Source organism: Bartonella acomydis, assembly GCF_039543025.1.
Taxonomy (GTDB): Bacteria; Pseudomonadota; Alphaproteobacteria; order Rhizobiales; family Rhizobiaceae; genus Bartonella; species Bartonella acomydis.
This window is the reverse complement of record NZ_BAABIY010000001.1, coordinates 38610-57604: the sequence shown is the minus strand read 5'-3', so window position 1 is coordinate 57604 and position 18995 is coordinate 38610. Positions and strand designations below refer to the sequence as shown.

Here is an 18995-nt window from a genome sequence, read left to right as displayed (position 1 = left end):
GATTAACTTTTGCCCATTGTTTCCCATATCCCTTCTCGTCGTAACACTTTCTCAGCTGCCATTCTTTCGGCATTTCTTTTAGAACTGCCCTGCCCAATCTCTGGAGCAAAACCAACAATGCTTACCTCTACCATAAAAATAGGATCATGATCTGGACCCGAACGCTTTATAATACGATAATGTGGTTGCACATTACCCTGCATATGAGCCCATTCCTGTAACTCTGTCTTGGCATCACGCCGACCAGCGTCCATTTGTTTTGCTCGGCTTTGCCAATATCTTTGAATAAAGGGGCGAACGCTCTCCAATCCTCCTTCTAGATAGACCACAGCAATTAAAGCTTCTACCACATCAGCATGCATATTGATGAGTCGACGCCTCTCGAAATTTCTCATCTCAAAACCAACATGGATCATGTTAGGCAACCCCATTTCTCGCGCAACATCGGCACATGTGTGTGCATTCACCAAACCATTTAAACGCACCGATAATTCGCCTTCACTTGCCTGCGGAAAAAATTGATAGAGCATTTCTGCAATCAAAAGTCCCAGAACCCGATCACCTAGAAATTCCAGTCGCTCATAATTCCCTTGTTCCGAATCTTGGACACTAGAATGTGTTAATGCTCTTTTTAATCTCTCTTCATCTTTAAAGCGATGCCCCGTCAGCTTCTCAAGCTGATCAATCATTGGACGCTTCATTATTGTTTCCTTGTTTGATAAGCGGCAAATCATGAACAGTATTGATAAAAGAAAACAAACGACTCCAACGTATATCAAATGGCCAACGCCAAATCTGCCAAGCACTTGAACCATTACAAATAGAGAAAAAAATCATACTTGCTCGACCAACCAGATTCTCCTCTGGAACATAGCCTACATCCAAACGACTATCGTCTGAATTATCGCGGTTGTCACCCATCATAAAATAATGACCTGCTGGAACTTCAAAAACTTTCGTATCATCAACTTTTGAAATAAAAGCTAAATCAAGTGTATCGTAGCTAACACCATTGGACAGTGTCTCACGATAAACATTAACAGGATAATTAACCTCCGTTATATCAGAATTATCAATTTTCCCCATAAAATGACGCGAAACAGCTTCATTATTAATATAAAGGACACTTTGACGAACTTGTATACGATCACCAGGTAGTCCAATAACACGTTTTATATAATCAATCTTTGGATCACTTGGTAAACGAAAAACAACGACATCGCCACGCTGAGGCTGAGAAGCCCAAATCCGTCCCGAAAAAAGCGGAAGAGAAAAAGGAATAGAAAAACGAGAATATCCATATGCATATTTTGAAACAAACAGATAATCCCCTACAAGCAAAGTAGGACGCATGGAACCGGAAGGAATACTAAAAGGCTGAAAAAAAACTGTACGAATAAGCGCTGCTAACAATAGAGCCTGTATCAAAACCCAAATAAATTCAAAAACTCCGCCTTTTTCTTCCTTTTTATGTATTTTTTCTTTCTGGATCATTATAAACACCCTTCCCACTACAGATATAATTCACTTTTTATCATAATGTTCAAATAAAAAAAGTACAATCTCCCACAAGATCTATCCACGTGGAAGCGCTTCAATAATAACAAATGCCTGCGCCCAAGGAAAATCATCCGTTATACTTAAATGAATGACAGCTTCATAAGAAAGAGGCAATAATTTTTGTAAGTGCATTTGTGCACAACCTGTTAGCTTCATGATTGGCTTGCCGGATAGTAAATTGACTACTCCCATGTCTTTCCAACCCACACCACAAGCAATCCCGGTCCCTAAAGCTTTAGCACATGCTTCTTTGGCAGCAAATCTCTTGGCATAAGAAGAAGATCTTTTTTGAAGATTTTCAGATTTGATCTGTTCAATATCAGTAAAAATGCGTTGCACAAAACGGTCACCATAACGAATCAACATTTTTTCGATGCGTCTTATATCAACAAGATCATTCCCAATACCAATGATCATAAGGTATCACCCGTTTTTTTCTGCCACATATGCTTTTTGTTTATAATTTTTTGATATCGCTTTTTTTGAAAACGAGCTATTGCTCTATAAACACCTATATAAGATAAGCTACCCAAAGTAACTCCCAAAAGCGTACCACCTAAAATCATCGGTCTCATGATTGAGTCCCATGCTCCCTTGAAAAGCAGAGAAACATTTGACAGTGTTAAACTATCAAAGAGAGCGCGAATTTGTGAAAGAGAAATCTCATTTACATTGCTAAAAAGTGATAGTAAAAAATAACCAATCTTATAATCAGCCATAACAATGAGTAAAAATGTCAGTGGATTAGAAAAAATTGTTCCAATAATTGCCGCTGCAAAATTTGCTCGCAAAACCCAAGAAAAAAATATTGCTAAAATGATATGCATGCCAAAGAGAGGTGAACAAGCTAAAAAAATGCCTATAGAAAACCCCAATGCAATTTTATGCGGTGTTGCTGAGATACGTAAAATACGTTTACGTATGTAGCAAAATGAGCGAGAAAATGAACGACGTGGCCATAACCAAAGCCGAACACGCTTTATAAAATCTAGTGGTTCTCGACGACGAAAAAGCATATGCCTCTCAATATACATTTTGTGATAACGAAAATAATCCGCTTCATTTAAATAAATTTATTCAAGTTTTTTGCACAAAAAGAAATAGAAAGACAATTAAATATTTCGACTTCCCGGCTTGATCGCTGGAAGTGCTGCAAGTTCAGCAGGAAGTGCATCACTAGCGTAAGATTCTATCTCGTATTTAGCAAGAGCAATCAATGGAACTCCAACATTAGCCGTACCGCCAGAACGATCAAGGATACACGCACTCGCCACCACATCTGCTCCCGCTGCAACCAGAGCCTCAACCGTCTCACGAATGGAAAGACCTGTTGTTACAATATCTTCAACAATTACAACCCTTGCACCCTTTTTGATTTCAAAACGACGCAGCTCAAATACGCCATTTACACGCTCTACCCACAAAGAGGGGACCCCAAGATGACGTGAAGTTTCATAGGAAGGAATAAGACCACCAATCGCGGGACCAACTACATAATCAATTTTTCCTTCAATAGACTTTTTGATTTTTTCAGCTAATCCACAACATAATTTTTCCGTTAAGCTAGCATGCATGAATACTTTCGCCTTCTGCATATAAATAGCACTATGACGACCTGATGTTAAAATAAAATGCCCTTCCAAAATAGCATCTGCTTGTTTAAAAATATTAATCACATCTTGTGTATTCATTGTAAAATCTCACTTTTTATCCATGAACCCGCCGTATTGCGCTAACCGAACCTGCCTCTTTTAACTGAGAAAAAATACGATTCAAATGTTTTAAATCCCAAACTTCCAAATCAAGCATAATTTCTGTGAAATCTGGTGCTGTATGAATAAAAGATAAATTTTGTATATTGGCATCATTGGCAGAAATCACTTGCGTAATTTCAGCCAAAGAACCAGGGCTATTAACAACCAAAATATTAATCCGAGCTGGAAAACGTTCATTCATTTGAGCATCAATATCCCAGCGAACATCAATCCATCGTTCTGGCTGATCATCATATGCCATCAAAGCCGAAGATTGTATTGGATAAATAACAATTCCAGCACCGGGTTGCATGATGCCAACAATCCTGTCTCCCGGAACAGCACCTTCAGGAGAAAATCGTACAGGAATATCACCGTGGGTCCCTCGAATAGGTAAGGCTTTGGATTGACGATTCTCTGCAGTTGTATCCTTTTCATTTTCTGGAACTTTAAAAATCATACCTTGAGCATTTTCAATGTTAAACCAACCTTCTTCTCCAGGCTTAAAAGATGACTTTTGTACGACACGGTGATCTTGATAATCAGGATAAATTGCTTTAATAACATCAGCGGAGGGTAGTTCGCCCCGTCCAACAGCAGCCAATACATCTTCCACATCTTTGCGTGCCAAACGTGGTAAAGCTTGTTTGAGAGCATCCTTTGAAAATTGTTTTTCCACATACTCAAATGAACGCTCAAGTATACGATAGCCAAGACCTGAATATTGTTTACGTACCGCTGCGCGGGTTGCGCGGCGAATGGCTGAACGCGCTTTGCCTGTTACAACAAGAAACTCCCACGCTGCTGGTGGTATTTGTGCTTGTGAACGTATAATATCAACTTCATCACCATTTTTTAATTTTGTCATTAAAGGCATAATACGACCATTGATTTTTACCCCAACACAAGAATCACCAATATCAGTATGAACTGCGTAAGCAAAATCAATAGGGGTAGCGCCTTTTGGAAAGGCAATCAGGCGACCTTTGGGCGTAAAACAAAAAACTTGATCTTGAAAAAGTTCAAGCTTTGTATGTTCTAAAAACTCTTCTGGATTATCTCCATCTGACAAAGATTGTATCGTTTGACGCAACCACGCATAGGCATTGGTTTCGTTTGATAATTTTGAAGTCGAATAATTGGAACCGTACTCTTTATAAATAGAATGTGCAGCAACGCCATATTCAGCAACTTCATCCATAGCAGCAGTTCTAATCTGTAGTTCAACACGTTGCCTCGAAGGACCTACAATTGTTGTATGAATGGAGCGATAATCATTCTGCTTTGGAATAGAAATATAATCTTTAAAACGACCAGGAACCATTGGCCATGTCGTATGGATTACACCAAGAGCACGATAACAATCATTTACTGTTTCAACAATAACGCGAAAACCAAAAATATCAGATAATTGTTCAAAGGATAATGCCTTACTTTCCATTTTACGAAAAACTGAATAAGATTTCTTTTGACGGCTTTTAACATCTGCTTTAATGCCATTCTCGAAAAAAAGTTTTGTCAGTTCGTTTTCAATCCGAGAAAGCAAATCTCGATTGCGCTTTGATAATTCAGAAAGTCGATTGGTTATCGTACGATAACCATCTGGATTTAAATAAAAGAAAGAAAGATCCTCTAACTCCTCGCGCATATCCTGCATACCCATACGACCAGCAAGTGGTGCATAAATATCCATTGTCTCCTCAGCAATACGCCGGCGCTTATCATCACGCATAACACCAAGAGTACGCATGTTATGAAGGCGATCAGCGAGTTTGACTAAAAGAACACGAACATCATCAGAAATAGCAATAAGCAATTTACGGAGATTCTCTGCTTGTACTGCCTTCTTCGATACAAGATCAAGCTTATTAAGTTTTGTGAGACCTTCAACCAACTTACCAATTTCAGATCCGAAAAGTTGATCAATTTCTGCACGTGTCGCACTCGTATCTTCAATTGTATCATGCAAAAGAGCAACAGCAATTGTTGCTTCATCCAAGCGCATATCCGTCAAAATAGCGGCAACTTCTAAGGGATGAGAAAAGTAAAGATCACCGGAAGCACGCTTTTGATGTCCATGCTTCTGCATTGCATAATCGTAGGCTCTGTTTAACAGAGCTTCATCTACGTCAGACTTGTAACGTTGAACACGTTCAACAAGCTCACACTGACGCATCATACGAGTATATCCTTTATCTTTTCACAATTTAATCCTTATTGAATACGAATATTTCATCAATAAAAGACCCGAAAATAACCACCTCCGCATGACAACGTATATTCTCCCCCTCTAATATAAATCACGGCAATTAATAATCGTCACTTTTCTCCGGAACAACCAAACCTTCAATACCCGCTAAAAGCTCTTCTTCTGACATATGATCGAATAAAGCACTTTCTTCTTCCGTTGATGCTCCAAAAACATTTTCAGTTTCACCTGAATGCGTGATAAACTCACTGGCCATTTCTGGTTCATCGACTTCCACATGCTTTTGCAACGAATGAATAAGATCTTCTTTCAAATCAGCTGGTGATAATGTTTCTTCTGCTATTTCACGCAAAGCAACAACTGGATTTTTATCATTATCACGATCAACCGTGATCTGCGCCCCCTGTGAAATCTGACGCGCCCGATGTCCAGCTAAAAGCACTAACTCAAAGCGATTATCGACTTTATCAATACAATCTTCTACCGTTACGCGGGCCATTTATGCTTCTTTCTTAAAGATTAAAAAATTTCCTAATAAGCGCAGAGTATATACAATAAACAAAATAAAACACAAGAAAAACAATGCAGGTTTTAATATTTTTTACTAAAAGATCTCATTTAAAAAAAATTCTTGGAAGCTTTATAAAAAGTGCATTGCCTATCCAAGTTCGTTATCAGTATCACTTTAAAATAAAACGTTCCAAAAGTACTGAATTCAAAAAGAAAAATACATTCACCGTTTCAATCTACTCGATAAACTTTGGGAAATTCATCCTTTAAGATTATATCAATCGTTCCAATTCATTAAAAATCTTTCTCTATAAAAGAGCCTCATACATATTATTTATGATAATACATTCATATAAATAAGAAAATTTATCCCATTAAATGTTGTATTCATTCCCATCTTATTTATCAAACAAATCACTAAATGATTTTCACTCTTTGAAAAATAAAGCAATCTTTTATGTTAAACTCTGTTATTAAATAATCCACTTATATTCATTATGGTTGTTCATAAAAACATGATCCCTCATATACCTTAGAACAATTTTTACGAAAAATGATGAATGCTGCCCCATGAATAACCAATTAACACCGCTTTGCCCAGAACCACCACCAAATTGCAATTTATGCCCACGCTTGCATAACTTCATTTCTGACTGGCGCATGAAAGAACCACACTGGTATAATGCACCGGTGCGCCCATTCTTTCCCTATAAAGGTGCTGCGACAACCCGCCTTCTTATTGTTGGTCTCGCTCCTGGACTGCGTGGAGCAAATCGAACAGGGCGTCCATTTACTGGTGACTATGCTGGACACTTACTTTATTCCACTTTGAAAAAGTTTGGCTTTGCCCAAGGTACCTTTGAAGAAAGAATCGATGACAGTCTTGAATTGATTGATGCTGCAATTGTTAACGCAGTTCGTTGTGTCCCGCCAGAAAATAAACCCACTGGTGCAGAAATTAATACTTGCCGATCTTTCTTTGCACCCCTTTTAACAAATCTTCCTAAACTTAAAGCTATTATCACCCTCGGTACTATTGCACATCATTCAACAGTGCGTGCTCTCAATGCAAAAATTTTAGCCCATCCCTTTGGACATGGAGAAGTAAACAATATTGGTAAATTACGTATTTTTTCAAGTTATCATTGTTCACGCTATAACACCAATACAGGCCGTTTAACGGACACTATGTTCCACCAGATTTTCGCAGCCGCAAAAACATATCTAGATCAATGCTGAAATCTCTTTGAGGGGAGATACAATAAAGGATAGCAATTTTGTTATCCATATCTTTTTAAAAGTCTTGCTTTTTCACGTCCCCAATCACGTTTCTTTTCCGTCTCGCGCTTATCATGAAGCTTTTTCCCACGTGCTAGAGCAATTTCTAACTTAGCGCGCCCTCTTTTATTAAAATAAAGTTTGAGAGGAACAAGAGTCATTCCTTCACGAGAAATCGCATTAAAAAAATGTGCCATTTCACGCTTTGAAATTAATAACTTACGTAAACGACGTGGCTCATGATTAAAACGATTAGCTTGCGTATATTCAGGAATATAGCTGTTCACCAACCATAATTCTCCATTTTCAAAACTGGCATAACTTTCAGCGATATTCGCATGATTAGAACGCAAAGACTTTACCTCCGCGCCCTGTAAGACCAGACCAGCTTCAAGATTATCGAGAATTTCATAATTAAAACGCGCTTTACGATTATCAGCAATTATTTTTCGTACTGACACGTTCTTTTTTTTACTCATGACAACCTTATACTATCTTTTCTTTAAGCAGTCCGGCATGGCACAGGGCCGCATCAATAATTTTCTTTGTGGTATCTGCTAGTGGAACAATTGGTGAACGAACAGTACTCCCACAAATCCCTAATTTTGCAGCAGCATATTTTATACCAGCAGGGCTTGGTTCAATAAAGACTGCACGATTGAGAGGCATCAGACGATCATTTAATTCACGTGCTGTGTTATAATCACCACGTAAACAAGCAATTTGAAGCTCTGTACAGAGCTTTGGAGCAACATTGGATGATACCGAAATACACCCCACTCCTCCATGTGCATTAAAACCTAATGCCGTACTATCATCACCGGAAAGCTGTATAAAATTTTTACCACATCTTTCACGTTGTTCACTAACACGCTCAATTTTGCTCGTCGCATCTTTGACACCAATGATATTTTTAAAATCCTGACACAGATCCCTCATAGTTTCCACAGCCATATCAATAACAGAACGACCGGGAATATTATAAATTATAATAGGTATAGAAATAGCTTTCGCAATGGACGAAAAATGCTTGTATAAACCAACCTGATTAGGCCTGTTATAATAAGGAGTGACTACCAAAACTGCATCTGCACCTGCCTTTTGTGCATGCTGTGCAAGCTCTACAGCCTCACTTGTGCTATTGGAGCCTGCTCCAGCCAAAACAGGAATGCGCTTGGCAACTTGCTCAACACACAATTCTATAACTTGTTTGTGTTCTTCATGACTTAAAGTCGGTGATTCACCCGTTGTTCCAACAGGGCTTACACCATTAATACCTTGAGCAACCTGCCACTCAATAAAATCGCAAAATGCCTTCTCATCAATAGCGCCTTTCTCATCAAACGGTGTGATAAGCGCAGTTATGGCTCCCTTGAGCATGATCAACTCCCTGTAATGTTCTCTATTATTTTTTAAAGCCTTTATAAATCGACCGGATGATAGAGCATAATCTTGCTCTCTTATTGAAGCAAGATGAATTTCATAATAACTCTCTCAAGATTTAACATGTATCTTCTTCAATTTCGAATATCTCTAAAATATCAGTTTGCATTAACCCGTTTTTCACCCTTCTCTTCTAAAAATTGTTACATGTTTCTCAATTACAAGGCTTCACGGCAATAGGTCTCCAGGTTTTTTTCTTATGCGCACATTTCATGCCCTCTTTTTTTGTCGACAAACCTTTACTATACTTATACTGGCAACAACAATTTTATTTTCAAGTGCGTGTTTATTTTCAAGTGGGTGGACAAAAACACCTCTTTTGCATGGGAAAGCACCAATCCCTTTGGTTCGCCCTAACCCTATTGTTACAAAAAAAGAAGTTAAAAAACCTCTTAGACAAGTTCACAAGATCTTTCAAAATTCTCCTACGCCCAATAATAATTCTACTCTTAAGCAACTTAAAGTGGGTTTAGATGCGCTTTTAAGTAACAATATTGCAAAAACAATAAGTCTTCGTAATTCATTGGGAAAAAATAGCCTTGATCGTCATATTTTGACATGGGCAATCGGTATATCAAATCAAGCCAATACACCAAGCTCTGAAATATTCAATGCAATGAGAGAACTCAAAGGATGGCCAGGCATAGATATTATGCAACGTAATGCTGAACGTGCTTTTATCAATGAAAACAATTTCACACATGTCATCCTGCAAAAATTTGCTCATCACTCCCCTTTAACAGCAGAAGGTATGGCTCGGTTTGCTAAAGCACTTATTGCAACGAGACAAATCGCCCGTGCTCAACAAATTATTGCACCGTGGTGGCATAAAGAAAAACTCAATGCAAAAGAAGAAGAGCTTATTCTTAAAAATGCAAGTGCTGTCTTAAAACCTGTAGATCATTTGAAACGTATGCAATTTATGCTTTATGCTCATCGCTTTGATTCAGCAGAGCGCGTTGCAAAATTAGCCCATGCTCAATCTCTTTTTAATGCTTTTATTGCCGTTGAAAAAAATGATCCTAGAGCCATGCAAAAATTACGCGCGGTGGAGCGATCATGGCAAAAAGCTCCCCTATTACAATTTGCTCAAATTCGCCATCTTAGACGAACTGGACAATATAATGCAGCTGTAACTCTCATGATGAAAACATCAAAGGATGCATTAAAATTTATGGATCCTCATGCATTATGGAAAGAAAAACGCGCCCTTTCCCGCGAAATGCTCGATTTAAATAAACCTAAAATCGCTTATCAACTCGTTGCCACACATAATGGTATGACATCTTTATTAGCAGTGGACGCTGAATTTCACGCAGGGTGGTATGCGCTACGATTTCTTCATGATCCTAAATTAGCAATGCACCATTTTTCACGTATTCCTCAATTATCTTCTGCACCTCTTGCCTTATCCCGTGGATACTATTGGATGGGACGAGCTGCAGAAACTCTAAGTGAACATCAAAATGCCCAGAATTATTTTCATCGCGCCGCTTATTTTGGTGCAACTTATTATGGTCAATTAGCAGCTTCACGTCTTAATCAAAAAAAGCTTGAAATCCACTTTCCTAAGCCAACAGCCACTGAACGACAACGGTTTAGTACACGAGAAGCTATTAAAGCCATTCAACGCCTTGAAACAGTTGGATATGCTAACCTCGCTAAGTTTTTTTATAAAGAACTCGGTGAAAAAATAGAAAGTCCTGGCGAATTAGCTCTTCTGGCTGTAATGGCAGAAAAAAATGGCGACTATTATACAAGCCTCAAAATCGGAAAAACTGCTGTTTTTAAAGGAAAAAATGTTGGTGCTCTTTCCCATCCTATAGGTGCTATACCAACTTCTGCAAATATTTCTAAGGCAGGACAAGCACTTGTGTATGCTATTGCTCGTCAAGAAAGTGAATTTAATCCAACAGCCATATCAAAAGCAGGTGCACGAGGTATACTACAGTTATTGCCTACCACAGCAAAAACACTCGCAAAAAAATATTCAATGGCATGGTCACCTCAAAAATTGAGTAGTGATGCTAGTTATAATGCTACATTAGGTGCTTATTTTCTAAGCGAACAATTAGAACATTTTAATGGATCTTATATCTTAACTCTCATTGGTTACAATGCAGGGGCTCGCCGGGTTGATGAATGGATAAAACGTTATGGTGATCCTCGAGGACAGACGCTTGACAAAGTTATCGACTGGATTGAACGTATTCCCTATACAGAAACACGTAATTACGTGATGCGTGTCATGGAAAATTACGGAGTCTACCAAACAAGATTGACTGGAAAAACAGATATAAAAGCTAATCTCCTTTCCGGCCGGTGGAAGTAATCCAATCTCAATTTACCCTCAAGGTGTTCATTCTCATTTCTCAATGCATAGACTAAAATATAGCAACAATTACTACTCAGCTCCTCCTGAAAATCAACTGAATATCAAAGATACTCTGATAATTTTATTAACTTTTGATGGTGGTGGTGGAGGAAAAGAGCTCACACGTTGAAGCACCTCTATAGCTAATCGATCAAGTTCCGGATCACCAGCAGAGGTTACAAGGCGACTAGAAAAAATACTCCCTTGTTCATGCACTCTAAATTCTAGTGTTACTGTCCTTTTTGTACGACTGATACGCTGTCTTATAACGTATTTTTTTTGCTTTTCTAATTGCTCCTGTACCTTTGCTAACCATTCTATTAATAGTGCATCCTCACGTGCTGCCGTATCAGTACTTTGAGCGGTGCTAGATGAACGCACCGCGTTTACAGTGGAATGCTTTGTCACAATCTTTGGTTTCGTTTTTTTGATGCGCATTTCATGTTCACTTTTTTGAGATGAAAATTCTTCCAAAGATTTGAGAACCGCTAAGTCATCTTTACGATGGGCTTCTTCCAGTTGATCTTTATCTACGGCTTCCAATATCTCTGACTCCTGCTCTGGAAAATCAGGCTGCAATATTTCTGGTTCGGTGCTAATATTTGATAGATCTATATCAATATCAGCCGAATCTGTATCAAAATCCTGTAAAAGAGTCTCTTGATTAAAAGTTAGCATAATCGGGAAAGAGGGTGTGCCATTACTGACACCAGTACTGGAAAAGTAAAACTGTGCTCCCAATGCTATATGTAAAGAGAAAGCACAAACAAACCCACCAATCCAAAGAATTAGTAACTGTCTTGTATTTGCAAAAATCATAGTTTTTTCCGCCGCTATTCTAAGCTGAATAGTTGGTATTAAACTTCATTAAAGCAAGCTATTTTGAAATTGCAACTTTTTTCTTGACTGATTTTGTCATGTTTAATATGGTTTTGTTGTGGTTTTGTGATCAAATCACTTTATGTTTGACTGACCAATTTGTGATCGTTTGTGTCAAGCGTTTCTATAATAAATTTCAGGCTATGGAGGGGTTTATTTTTAAGAAAAGGTTATGATGTGTTATGCGAATAAGACGAAAAAACATCCACAAAAGCTGCGTGATTTTAAGTGCTTTGTCGGTCTGTATACCTTCATATGTTTTTGCGCAAAACAGCAATAAGGAAGCTGTAACTGAGCTTAAGCCGATTATTATTAAAGGAAAAAAAATAGAGGATGCTTCCGGTTCAGTAACTATTCTCACCAATAGGAAAACCGCAAGGGATATTGATGAAAAACAAATAAGTGATGTTCATGATGTTGATCGTCTTAATGCATCTGTTTCCTATAACTCACTCAATAATAGTTTCGTGATCCGTGGTTTGAATGCAAACCGTGTTCTTACAACAATGGATGGCATTGTTCTTCCATGGTTTGATGATATACTACGTGGAAATGGTGGAAACACAACTTTTGATTTTAGTGCACTTTCTACGTTTGATATTATTCAAGGGTCGGATTCTAGCCTTTATGGATCTGGTGCCTTAGGGGGGGTTGTTGCTTTGCGTACCCTTAATCCTGAAGATCTTATTAAAGAAGGAAAGAATTGGGGAGGCCTCATAAAGGGTGGCTACCATTCTGTTAACAACAGTTGGCATGTAGATCAAGCTGTTGCAGTACGTGCACAACAAACATTTTTACTTTTTCAAGGATCTCATAATGAAGGTCATGAGCGTAAGAATATGGGGACTGTAGGGGGATACGATGAGCGTACACGTAAAAACCCTTCTCGTTTTGACAAAAACAATTTGCTCTTTAAAATTCATCAATATTTGAGTGACAACCACCGGATTGGTTTTACTGCAGAACGTTTTGCTTATGATAACAACACTCATTCATTGGATGCATCTAAAAGATATGCTCCAGGTTCTGTTTATGATAAAGATAATAAAAAACGTGAACGTCTTTCCCTTTCTTATAATTATAATGGCAATGGAGATGCTGTTCTTGATACGTTTCGTGGGCAGATCTATTGGCAAAAACAGTCAGATCGTTACATTATGACTGGCGTTCGTGTAGCTGCACCCACAGGAGATTATTTGAGAAATAATTTTTTGCGTAATACTAGTTATGGTTTCAACGCTCATGCTCTCAAAAAAGGTTATACAGGTACTTTAGACCATACGTTAAAATTTGCTATAAATGTTTCGTCATCTAAATTTCATCAATATTTGTTAGGTAAAGACAATTGTCATTTGCCAGAAAATGCACGCGGCTGTCTTTTTGTGCCTGCTAATCGATCTGATTCACCAGACACAAAGAGTTACAATTTTGGTTTTGCTTTCGAAGATGAAATTGGTTTGGCTGATAACCGTTTCCGTATAACACCTGGAATTCGTTATGATTGGTATAAATATATCCCTCAAAAAACCTCTGCTTATGAAAAAGCTCTCATTTCTGACAAATTTCCTCCAGAAAGAAATGGTTCACGTTTCTCTCCTAAGTTACGCATGGAGTGGGATATTCGCAATCAAGTGACGTTCTATGCTCAATGGGCACAAGCTTTTCGTGCACCACGTGTTTCAGAACTTTACGTCTCTTATATTAAACCTTCTGCTTATTACTCGAAGGGAAATCCTGATCTGAAAGCAGAGACAAGCAATGGTTATGATGTTGGTATACAATATGGAAATATGAATTTTGGCGGTTCTTTCAGCGCTTTTATTAATCAGTATAAGAATTTCATAGATACCATAGATAAAGGACCATCAGAAGAATTTAGATTGGCGCGTCGGCATTATGTCAATCGTTCGCGCGTACGAATTTTGGGCGTTGAAACAAGAGCACATTGGATTTTACAAAATGGTTTTCATAGCAATATTACCTTTGCCTATTTACAAGGAAAAGATCTTGACAAAAATCAATATCTGAGCTCCATACCACCTTTGAAAACTATTATCGGACTAGGATATGCTACGGAAGTTTGGGGCACTGATATTATGCTTACTTTGGCAGCCAAGCGTGATAAAGTTGCTGAAGGGTCTGACTACCAAAAAGTTCCAGGATATCATGTCGTCGATATAACAGGATGGTGGAAACCGTTCGGTGAACAGGGACCTATTATAAGAGCTGGCGTTTATAATCTTTTCAATGCAAAATATTGGAATGTGTCAGATCTTCCTTCAGGTAAAAGCTCAACACCAAAAGATTATTATAGTCAGCCTGGTCGTAATTTTAAAGTGTCATTCGTGCAAAAGTTTTAGTCACTTCTGTTAACTATTAAACCAATAGAAAATTGTATCGATAAAAGGACAAATTATTGTGTTTGCATTCTTATCATTCTTTACATCACAAAAAGTTGAAAGGAACACTTTAACTATTCTTTATTTATCGACTTTTGGTTATTCTGCTGTTGATCATAAGGGCTTATTTCGTGATGGGTTGAATCGTTCGTTGAGAATGATTCATCTTATTGTCTCAAAACTGTAAAATGTTGGAAGTTAACTCGGTACAAGTAATATTGAAGGAAAGTTTATGTCATATACAGCTGAAATGATTATGCGTTTGCGTGAAGAGAAAAAAGAAATGCGAAACCGTGATTTTGCGGTTTCTCTTGGCATCTCTGAAGCAGAACTTATTGCTGCCTATTGTACAATTGGGAAAGCAAAAAGATTAAAAGCTGATGTTGCCGTTTTTTTAGAAAATGCTCCTCAGCTTGGAACAGTTATGGCATTGACACGCAATGAATCCGCTGTTCACGAAGTAACTGGATGTTTTGAAAAGATTTTTCAAAGCTCACATATCCCTATTACTCTTGGTGAAATCGATTTGCGTATTTTTTCAAAACAATGGAAATTTGCTTTTGAGTATGATGTAATTGTTCTTGGAAAACCTACAAAAAGTCTGCAATTTTTTGATCAATATGGTGTTGCTATCTTAAAAATCTATTCTAAAGACACCACAAATATGGAAAAATGGAATGGACTTGTTGAAAAATTGCTTCATGAAGACCAGTCATCTATTCTTGATGTTCTTCCACCTTCTACTCAAAATCAACACAACTCTATGGAATTTGATGTTGAACAATTCAGAAACCGTTGGCGGAACATGACTGATGTGCACCAGCTCCATGAGATTATTTCTGAATTCAAAATTAATCGACATGATGCTGTAAAACATGCCGGTAGTGAATTTGCCAATGAAGTAACAGTAGAATCTGTTGAAATGATGCTCAAGAAAGTTGCAAAGCAAGAAATCCCTATTATGTGCTTTGTTGGGAACAGAGGATGTATTCAAATTTTCAGCGGGCAAGTAAAAAATATTAAACAGGTAGGGCCATGGCTTAATGTTCTTGATCCTAAATTTGATCTGCATTTACTCATTTCTGGTATTGATCGTGTATGGTATGTTCGCAAACCTACCAGTGATGGTTATGTCAGTTCACTTGAGATTTTCGATAAAAATGGTGAGATGATTGTTCAATTCTTTGGAGTGCGAAAGGAAGGTCAAAAAGAACGTGAAGATTGGTGCTCATTATTAAAGAGTCTACCTGCCTGTCAAGAAGCTATTGTCGCATAGAAAGGTAAAGATGGATATGATTGCGCTTTCTTTACATAAATTTTTAAGCGTTTGTTTTGTTTTTACACTATTTTCTCTTCTCTCCCTTCCTCAATCAGTAATTGCTGAACCTACAACGCGCTTTTCTGAAAATGCACGGATTGTCTCTATTGGTGGTTCTCTTACAGAAATTGTTTATGCACTAGGAGCTCAAGATCACCTTGTAGCGCGTGATAGTACAAGTGTTTATCCGCAAGATGCACTCAAACTTCCTGTACTTGGATATATGCGTGCCCTATCACCTGAGGGCGTTTTATCACTTGCTCCAGAGGGCATATTGCTTGTTGAAGGAAGTGGTCCTGCTTCAACAATTGATATTCTTAAGAAAACTTCTATCCCAATTGTGATTGTACCAGAAAATTATTCTCGTGAAAGTGTAATAGAAAAGATTCGCATCGTTGGTAAAGCCATTCATCGTGAAGCGCAAGCTGCTGTATTAATTGACAAAATAAGTCGTGATTTTGTAGATAATGATGCACTTTTAGCGAAAGTAACAAAACCAAAGCGTGTTCTTTTTGTGCTCTCTGTACAAAATGACCGCATTATGGCTTCTGGGACAGGTACTGCTGCCGATGCGATGATAAAGCTTTCAGGTGGTATCAATGCTATCAGTGATTACAAAGGATACAAGCTATTAAATAGTGAAGCATTATTAAAATCAAATCCTGACGTTATTTTACTTGTAAAGCACGGTGAAAAATCCACTAATCTTGAAAAAATTTTAGCTATACCAGCAGTTCAAGCAACAACTGCCGCAAAAAACCATGCCATTAAACAAATGGATATTATGTATCTTTTAGGATTTGGTCCACGCACCGCAGACGCATCGAGAGAGCTTATTAATATCCTTTATGGTGCAAGCAAAAATGGTAAGAGCTGATACAAATGGTAGATGAGACATCCGCAGTATATGCACATAAAACACAAGAGAGTAAAAAAATAGACCGTGCAAATTTAAAGAAAACTGTATTATTAAGTCTCATTGTATTTCTCATTTGCAGCATTTTGGGAGGGCTTGTGACTGGTGCTTCAAAGGTTTCTTTTTTTGATTTTTTTCATCTTATGCTTACACAAGATTTTTCAGTGAGTCGTAAAACCCGCGATTATCTCATACTTATCGATATTAGACTTCCTCGTGTTATCTTAGGGCTATTGGTTGGATCATCTTTAGCTGTCTCGGGTGTTCTCATGCAAGGGCTTTTCCGGAACCCTCTTGCAGATCCTGGAATTGTAGGCGTATCAGCAGGTGCAGGTCTTGGTGCCGTTTTAGCAATTGTTATTGGTATTACCTTTCCCATCTCATTAGCTCCTTTTTTAGAGCCTTACAAAGTTATCATAGGTGCCTTTTTTGGTGGCCTTCTCTCAACAATTGTACTTTATACAATAGCAACGCATCATAGTTTTACCTCTATTGCAACAATGCTTCTCGCCGGTATTGCTCTTGGTGCTTTAAGCAGTGCTGTTGTGGGAACACTCGTTTTTATCGCAAATGATCAACAATTGCGTGACATTACTTTTTGGAGTCTCGGTTCTCTAGCGGGTGCTACATGGTTAAAAGTTTGGCTTGTTCTCCCTTTTATCTGTATTGGTCTCTTTTTTTCTCCCCTTTTATCACGAGCACTTAATGCTCTTGCTCTTGGAGAAGCTATTGCTGGTCATATTGGTTTTCATATTCAACGAGTTAAAAATATTGCTATTTTTCTCGTTGCCCTCATGTGTGGTAGCGCAGTTGCTGTGAGTGGTGGTATTGGTTTTATTGGTATTGTTGTTCCCCATATTTTACGCCAGTTAATTGGTCCAGATCACCGTTATCTTATTCCCTGTTCTGCCCTTTTGGGTGCAGCATTGCTTATTTTTGCTGATATATTTGCACGCTTGATTGTTTCCCCTGCAGAATTGCCAATTGGCATCGTTACAGCACTTGTTGGAGCACCTTTTTTCCTTTGGATTCTTATAAAAAAACGGGGAGCAGATTTTTCATGATTGAAGCAACCCATATTTGCGTTCAACGCAGCAAAAAACAAATTCTTAATCACATTAATATTCAAGCTAAAAGCAGTGCTCTTACCATCATTATCGGTCCTAATGGATCTGGAAAAAGTACTTTTATTAAAGCGCTGAGTGGTGAAATTCCTTACTGTGGAAAAATAACCTTAAATGGTTATGATGTTAGCCAAACAAAAACTTCTGAAATGGCAAAAATGCGTGCAGTGCTACCACAATCAACAGTGCTCGTCTTCCCATTTTTAGTTCATGAAGTGGTCGAACTTGGTCTTTCTATAAACCAAGACGCTATTGACAAAATTAAATTGCAAAGTCTTACTCAAAGAGCTTTGGAACGCGTGGAGCTTGCTGATTATGCTAATCGATATTATCACCAACTTTCAGGAGGAGAACAGGCTAGAGTGCAGCTTGCCCGTGTGCTTTGTCAGATCTGGGAACCTGTTTATCATGGAGTTCCTCGTTGGATGATACTAGATGAACCTATTGCAAACCTTGATATCCAACATCAAATTGTCGTTATGGATATTGCTCGAAACTTTGCCCGTTGTGGTGGTGGTGTTCTTGCCGTTCTTCATGATCTTAATCTTGCCGCACATTATGCTGATCAAATGATATTGTTAAAGCAAGGAGAAATTTATTGCGAAGGAAATGCTTCTACCGTCTTGACAACACAAAATCTGCGCGATGTCTATCATTGTTCCTTAGTTGTTTCTGAATTACCTAAAACAAATGTTCCATTTATACTCCCTCAAACAGCATCCTGCCTATGATAGGACATAATTTTTCAGAGATCTGTTTGCTTAACTCAAAAAGTTAAAATACACAGCAAAATGAAATGCAAAAAGACATTCAGGAATTATAATAAACTCTTCTCTATAGGACTATCTGATTTTATTCAATATTCGTTAAAAGTCTCGTAGCTCTCTCTCATTTTTATTCATAACTTTGTGACTTTGTCTTTCTCTTTTGAATCCACATGAAATAATGCTATAATTTTATATATTCTCAAAAATACTTTACAAAAAGACTTTTCCCTCACATCAGTTAGAAACAAAATCTTTAATGACCTCTTGACGTATTTTTTCATCAAATCATGCACTGATAAAATAATTCACAGTTCACTTCTTGGTAATATTTTATATCTTACCCCTACATACCTTTGAAATCTTTTCTTGATCGCTTTAAGAGCTTTTAACAATCCCAAATATCTTCTTCAACTATAGCTTCTCCTCTTTATTCTTTACAATAAAAAATAACGCGGCATAATTCC

Annotated in this window: 18 protein-coding genes; 8 read left to right on the top strand and 10 right to left on the bottom strand. The window is 37.8% G+C overall.

The features are described from left to right. Positions 1 to 2: 2 nt before the first annotated feature. From rnc to rpoZ, 7 genes are all read right to left on the bottom strand, one after another. Positions 3 to 701 (bottom strand): ribonuclease III, encoded by a 699-nt coding sequence (gene rnc, locus ABD909_RS00250; protein ID WP_345095940.1) that lies wholly within the window; start codon positions 699 to 701, stop codon positions 3 to 5. After that, positions 682 to 1494: a signal peptidase I gene (gene lepB, locus ABD909_RS00245; protein WP_345095939.1), complete on the bottom strand. Its 813-nt coding sequence runs from the start codon at positions 1492 to 1494 to the stop codon at positions 682 to 684. The genes rnc and lepB overlap by 20 nt, the downstream gene beginning before the upstream one ends. An 81-nt stretch (positions 1495 to 1575) precedes the next feature. Next, complete coding sequence (acpS, locus tag ABD909_RS00240) at positions 1576 to 1977, bottom strand: holo-ACP synthase (protein WP_345095938.1); 402 nt, start codon at positions 1975 to 1977, stop codon at positions 1576 to 1578. Next, positions 1974 to 2576, bottom strand: a complete 603-nt coding sequence (locus ABD909_RS00235) for a DUF2062 domain-containing protein (protein WP_345095937.1) — start codon at positions 2574 to 2576, stop codon at positions 1974 to 1976. The genes acpS and ABD909_RS00235 overlap by 4 nt, the downstream gene beginning before the upstream one ends. Before the next feature lie 96 nt (positions 2577 to 2672). Then, positions 2673 to 3251 (bottom strand): orotate phosphoribosyltransferase, encoded by a 579-nt coding sequence (gene pyrE, locus ABD909_RS00230; RefSeq protein WP_345095936.1) that lies wholly within the window; start codon positions 3249 to 3251, stop codon positions 2673 to 2675. 16 nt (positions 3252 to 3267) lie between these two features. After that, positions 3268 to 5493, bottom strand: coding sequence for a RelA/SpoT family protein (locus ABD909_RS00225; protein ID WP_345095935.1), 2226 nt, complete (start codon positions 5491 to 5493; stop codon positions 3268 to 3270). 130 nt (positions 5494 to 5623) lie between these two features. Further along, positions 5624 to 6022 carry a DNA-directed RNA polymerase subunit omega gene (gene rpoZ, locus ABD909_RS00220; protein ID WP_345095934.1) on the bottom strand — a complete coding sequence of 133 codons (399 nt, stop codon included), beginning with the start codon at positions 6020 to 6022 and terminating at the stop codon, positions 5624 to 5626. Between the two features lie 581 nt (positions 6023 to 6603). On the opposite strand from rpoZ, the gene ABD909_RS00215 reads away from it, so the two are divergent. Beyond that, positions 6604 to 7272: a uracil-DNA glycosylase gene (locus ABD909_RS00215; protein ID WP_345095933.1), complete on the top strand. Its 669-nt coding sequence runs from the start codon at positions 6604 to 6606 to the stop codon at positions 7270 to 7272. A gap of 41 nt (positions 7273 to 7313) precedes the next feature. Here the strand turns inward: ABD909_RS00215 and smpB are convergent, their stop codons facing one another. Both smpB and dapA read right to left on the bottom strand, forming a co-directional pair. Next, the gene (smpB, locus tag ABD909_RS00210; protein ID WP_345095932.1) at positions 7314 to 7790 is read right to left on the bottom strand and encodes an SsrA-binding protein SmpB; all 477 of its coding nucleotides are present in this window, start codon (positions 7788 to 7790) and stop codon (positions 7314 to 7316) included. A 7-nt stretch (positions 7791 to 7797) separates the two neighbouring features. After that, a complete protein-coding gene (gene dapA, locus ABD909_RS00205) occupies positions 7798 to 8691 on the bottom strand; it encodes a 4-hydroxy-tetrahydrodipicolinate synthase (RefSeq protein WP_345095931.1) in 894 nt (297 codons plus the stop codon). A 262-nt stretch (positions 8692 to 8953) separates the two neighbouring features. On the opposite strand from dapA, the gene ABD909_RS00200 reads away from it, so the two are divergent. Beyond that, positions 8954 to 11086, top strand: a complete 2133-nt coding sequence (locus tag ABD909_RS00200) for a lytic transglycosylase domain-containing protein (protein WP_345095930.1) — start codon at positions 8954 to 8956, stop codon at positions 11084 to 11086. 93 nt (positions 11087 to 11179) lie between these two features. Here the strand turns inward: ABD909_RS00200 and ABD909_RS00195 are convergent, their stop codons facing one another. Continuing rightward, positions 11180 to 11947: an energy transducer TonB family protein gene (locus ABD909_RS00195; RefSeq protein WP_345095929.1), complete on the bottom strand. Its 768-nt coding sequence runs from the start codon at positions 11945 to 11947 to the stop codon at positions 11180 to 11182. A 242-nt stretch (positions 11948 to 12189) separates the two neighbouring features. On the opposite strand from ABD909_RS00195, the gene ABD909_RS00190 reads away from it, so the two are divergent. The 6 genes from ABD909_RS00190 to ABD909_RS00165 are packed head-to-tail and all read left to right on the top strand — an operon-like array spanning position 12190 to position 18495. Then, entirely contained in the window at positions 12190 to 14367 is a 2178-nt protein-coding gene (locus ABD909_RS00190; protein WP_345095928.1) for a TonB-dependent hemoglobin/transferrin/lactoferrin family receptor, read from the top strand. Between the two features lie 58 nt (positions 14368 to 14425). Continuing rightward, a complete protein-coding gene (locus tag ABD909_RS00185; RefSeq protein WP_345095927.1) occupies positions 14426 to 14593 on the top strand; it encodes a hypothetical protein in 168 nt (55 codons plus the stop codon). Between the two features lie 45 nt (positions 14594 to 14638). Beyond that, on the top strand, positions 14639 to 15682 hold the full coding sequence (locus tag ABD909_RS00180; protein ID WP_345095926.1) for a hemin-degrading factor: 1044 nt from the start codon (positions 14639 to 14641) through the stop codon (positions 15680 to 15682). A gap of 16 nt (positions 15683 to 15698) precedes the next feature. Beyond that, positions 15699 to 16601 carry a heme/hemin ABC transporter substrate-binding protein gene (locus ABD909_RS00175; RefSeq protein WP_345095925.1) on the top strand — a complete coding sequence of 301 codons (903 nt, stop codon included), beginning with the start codon at positions 15699 to 15701 and terminating at the stop codon, positions 16599 to 16601. Positions 16602 to 16606: 5 nt separating this feature from the next. Continuing rightward, positions 16607 to 17704: a FecCD family ABC transporter permease gene (locus ABD909_RS00170; RefSeq protein ID WP_345095924.1), complete on the top strand. Its 1098-nt coding sequence runs from the start codon at positions 16607 to 16609 to the stop codon at positions 17702 to 17704. Then, complete coding sequence (locus ABD909_RS00165) at positions 17701 to 18495, top strand: heme ABC transporter ATP-binding protein (RefSeq protein WP_345095923.1); 795 nt, start codon at positions 17701 to 17703, stop codon at positions 18493 to 18495. The genes ABD909_RS00170 and ABD909_RS00165 overlap by 4 nt, the downstream gene beginning before the upstream one ends. The last annotated feature ends 500 nt before the right edge of the window (positions 18496 to 18995 follow it).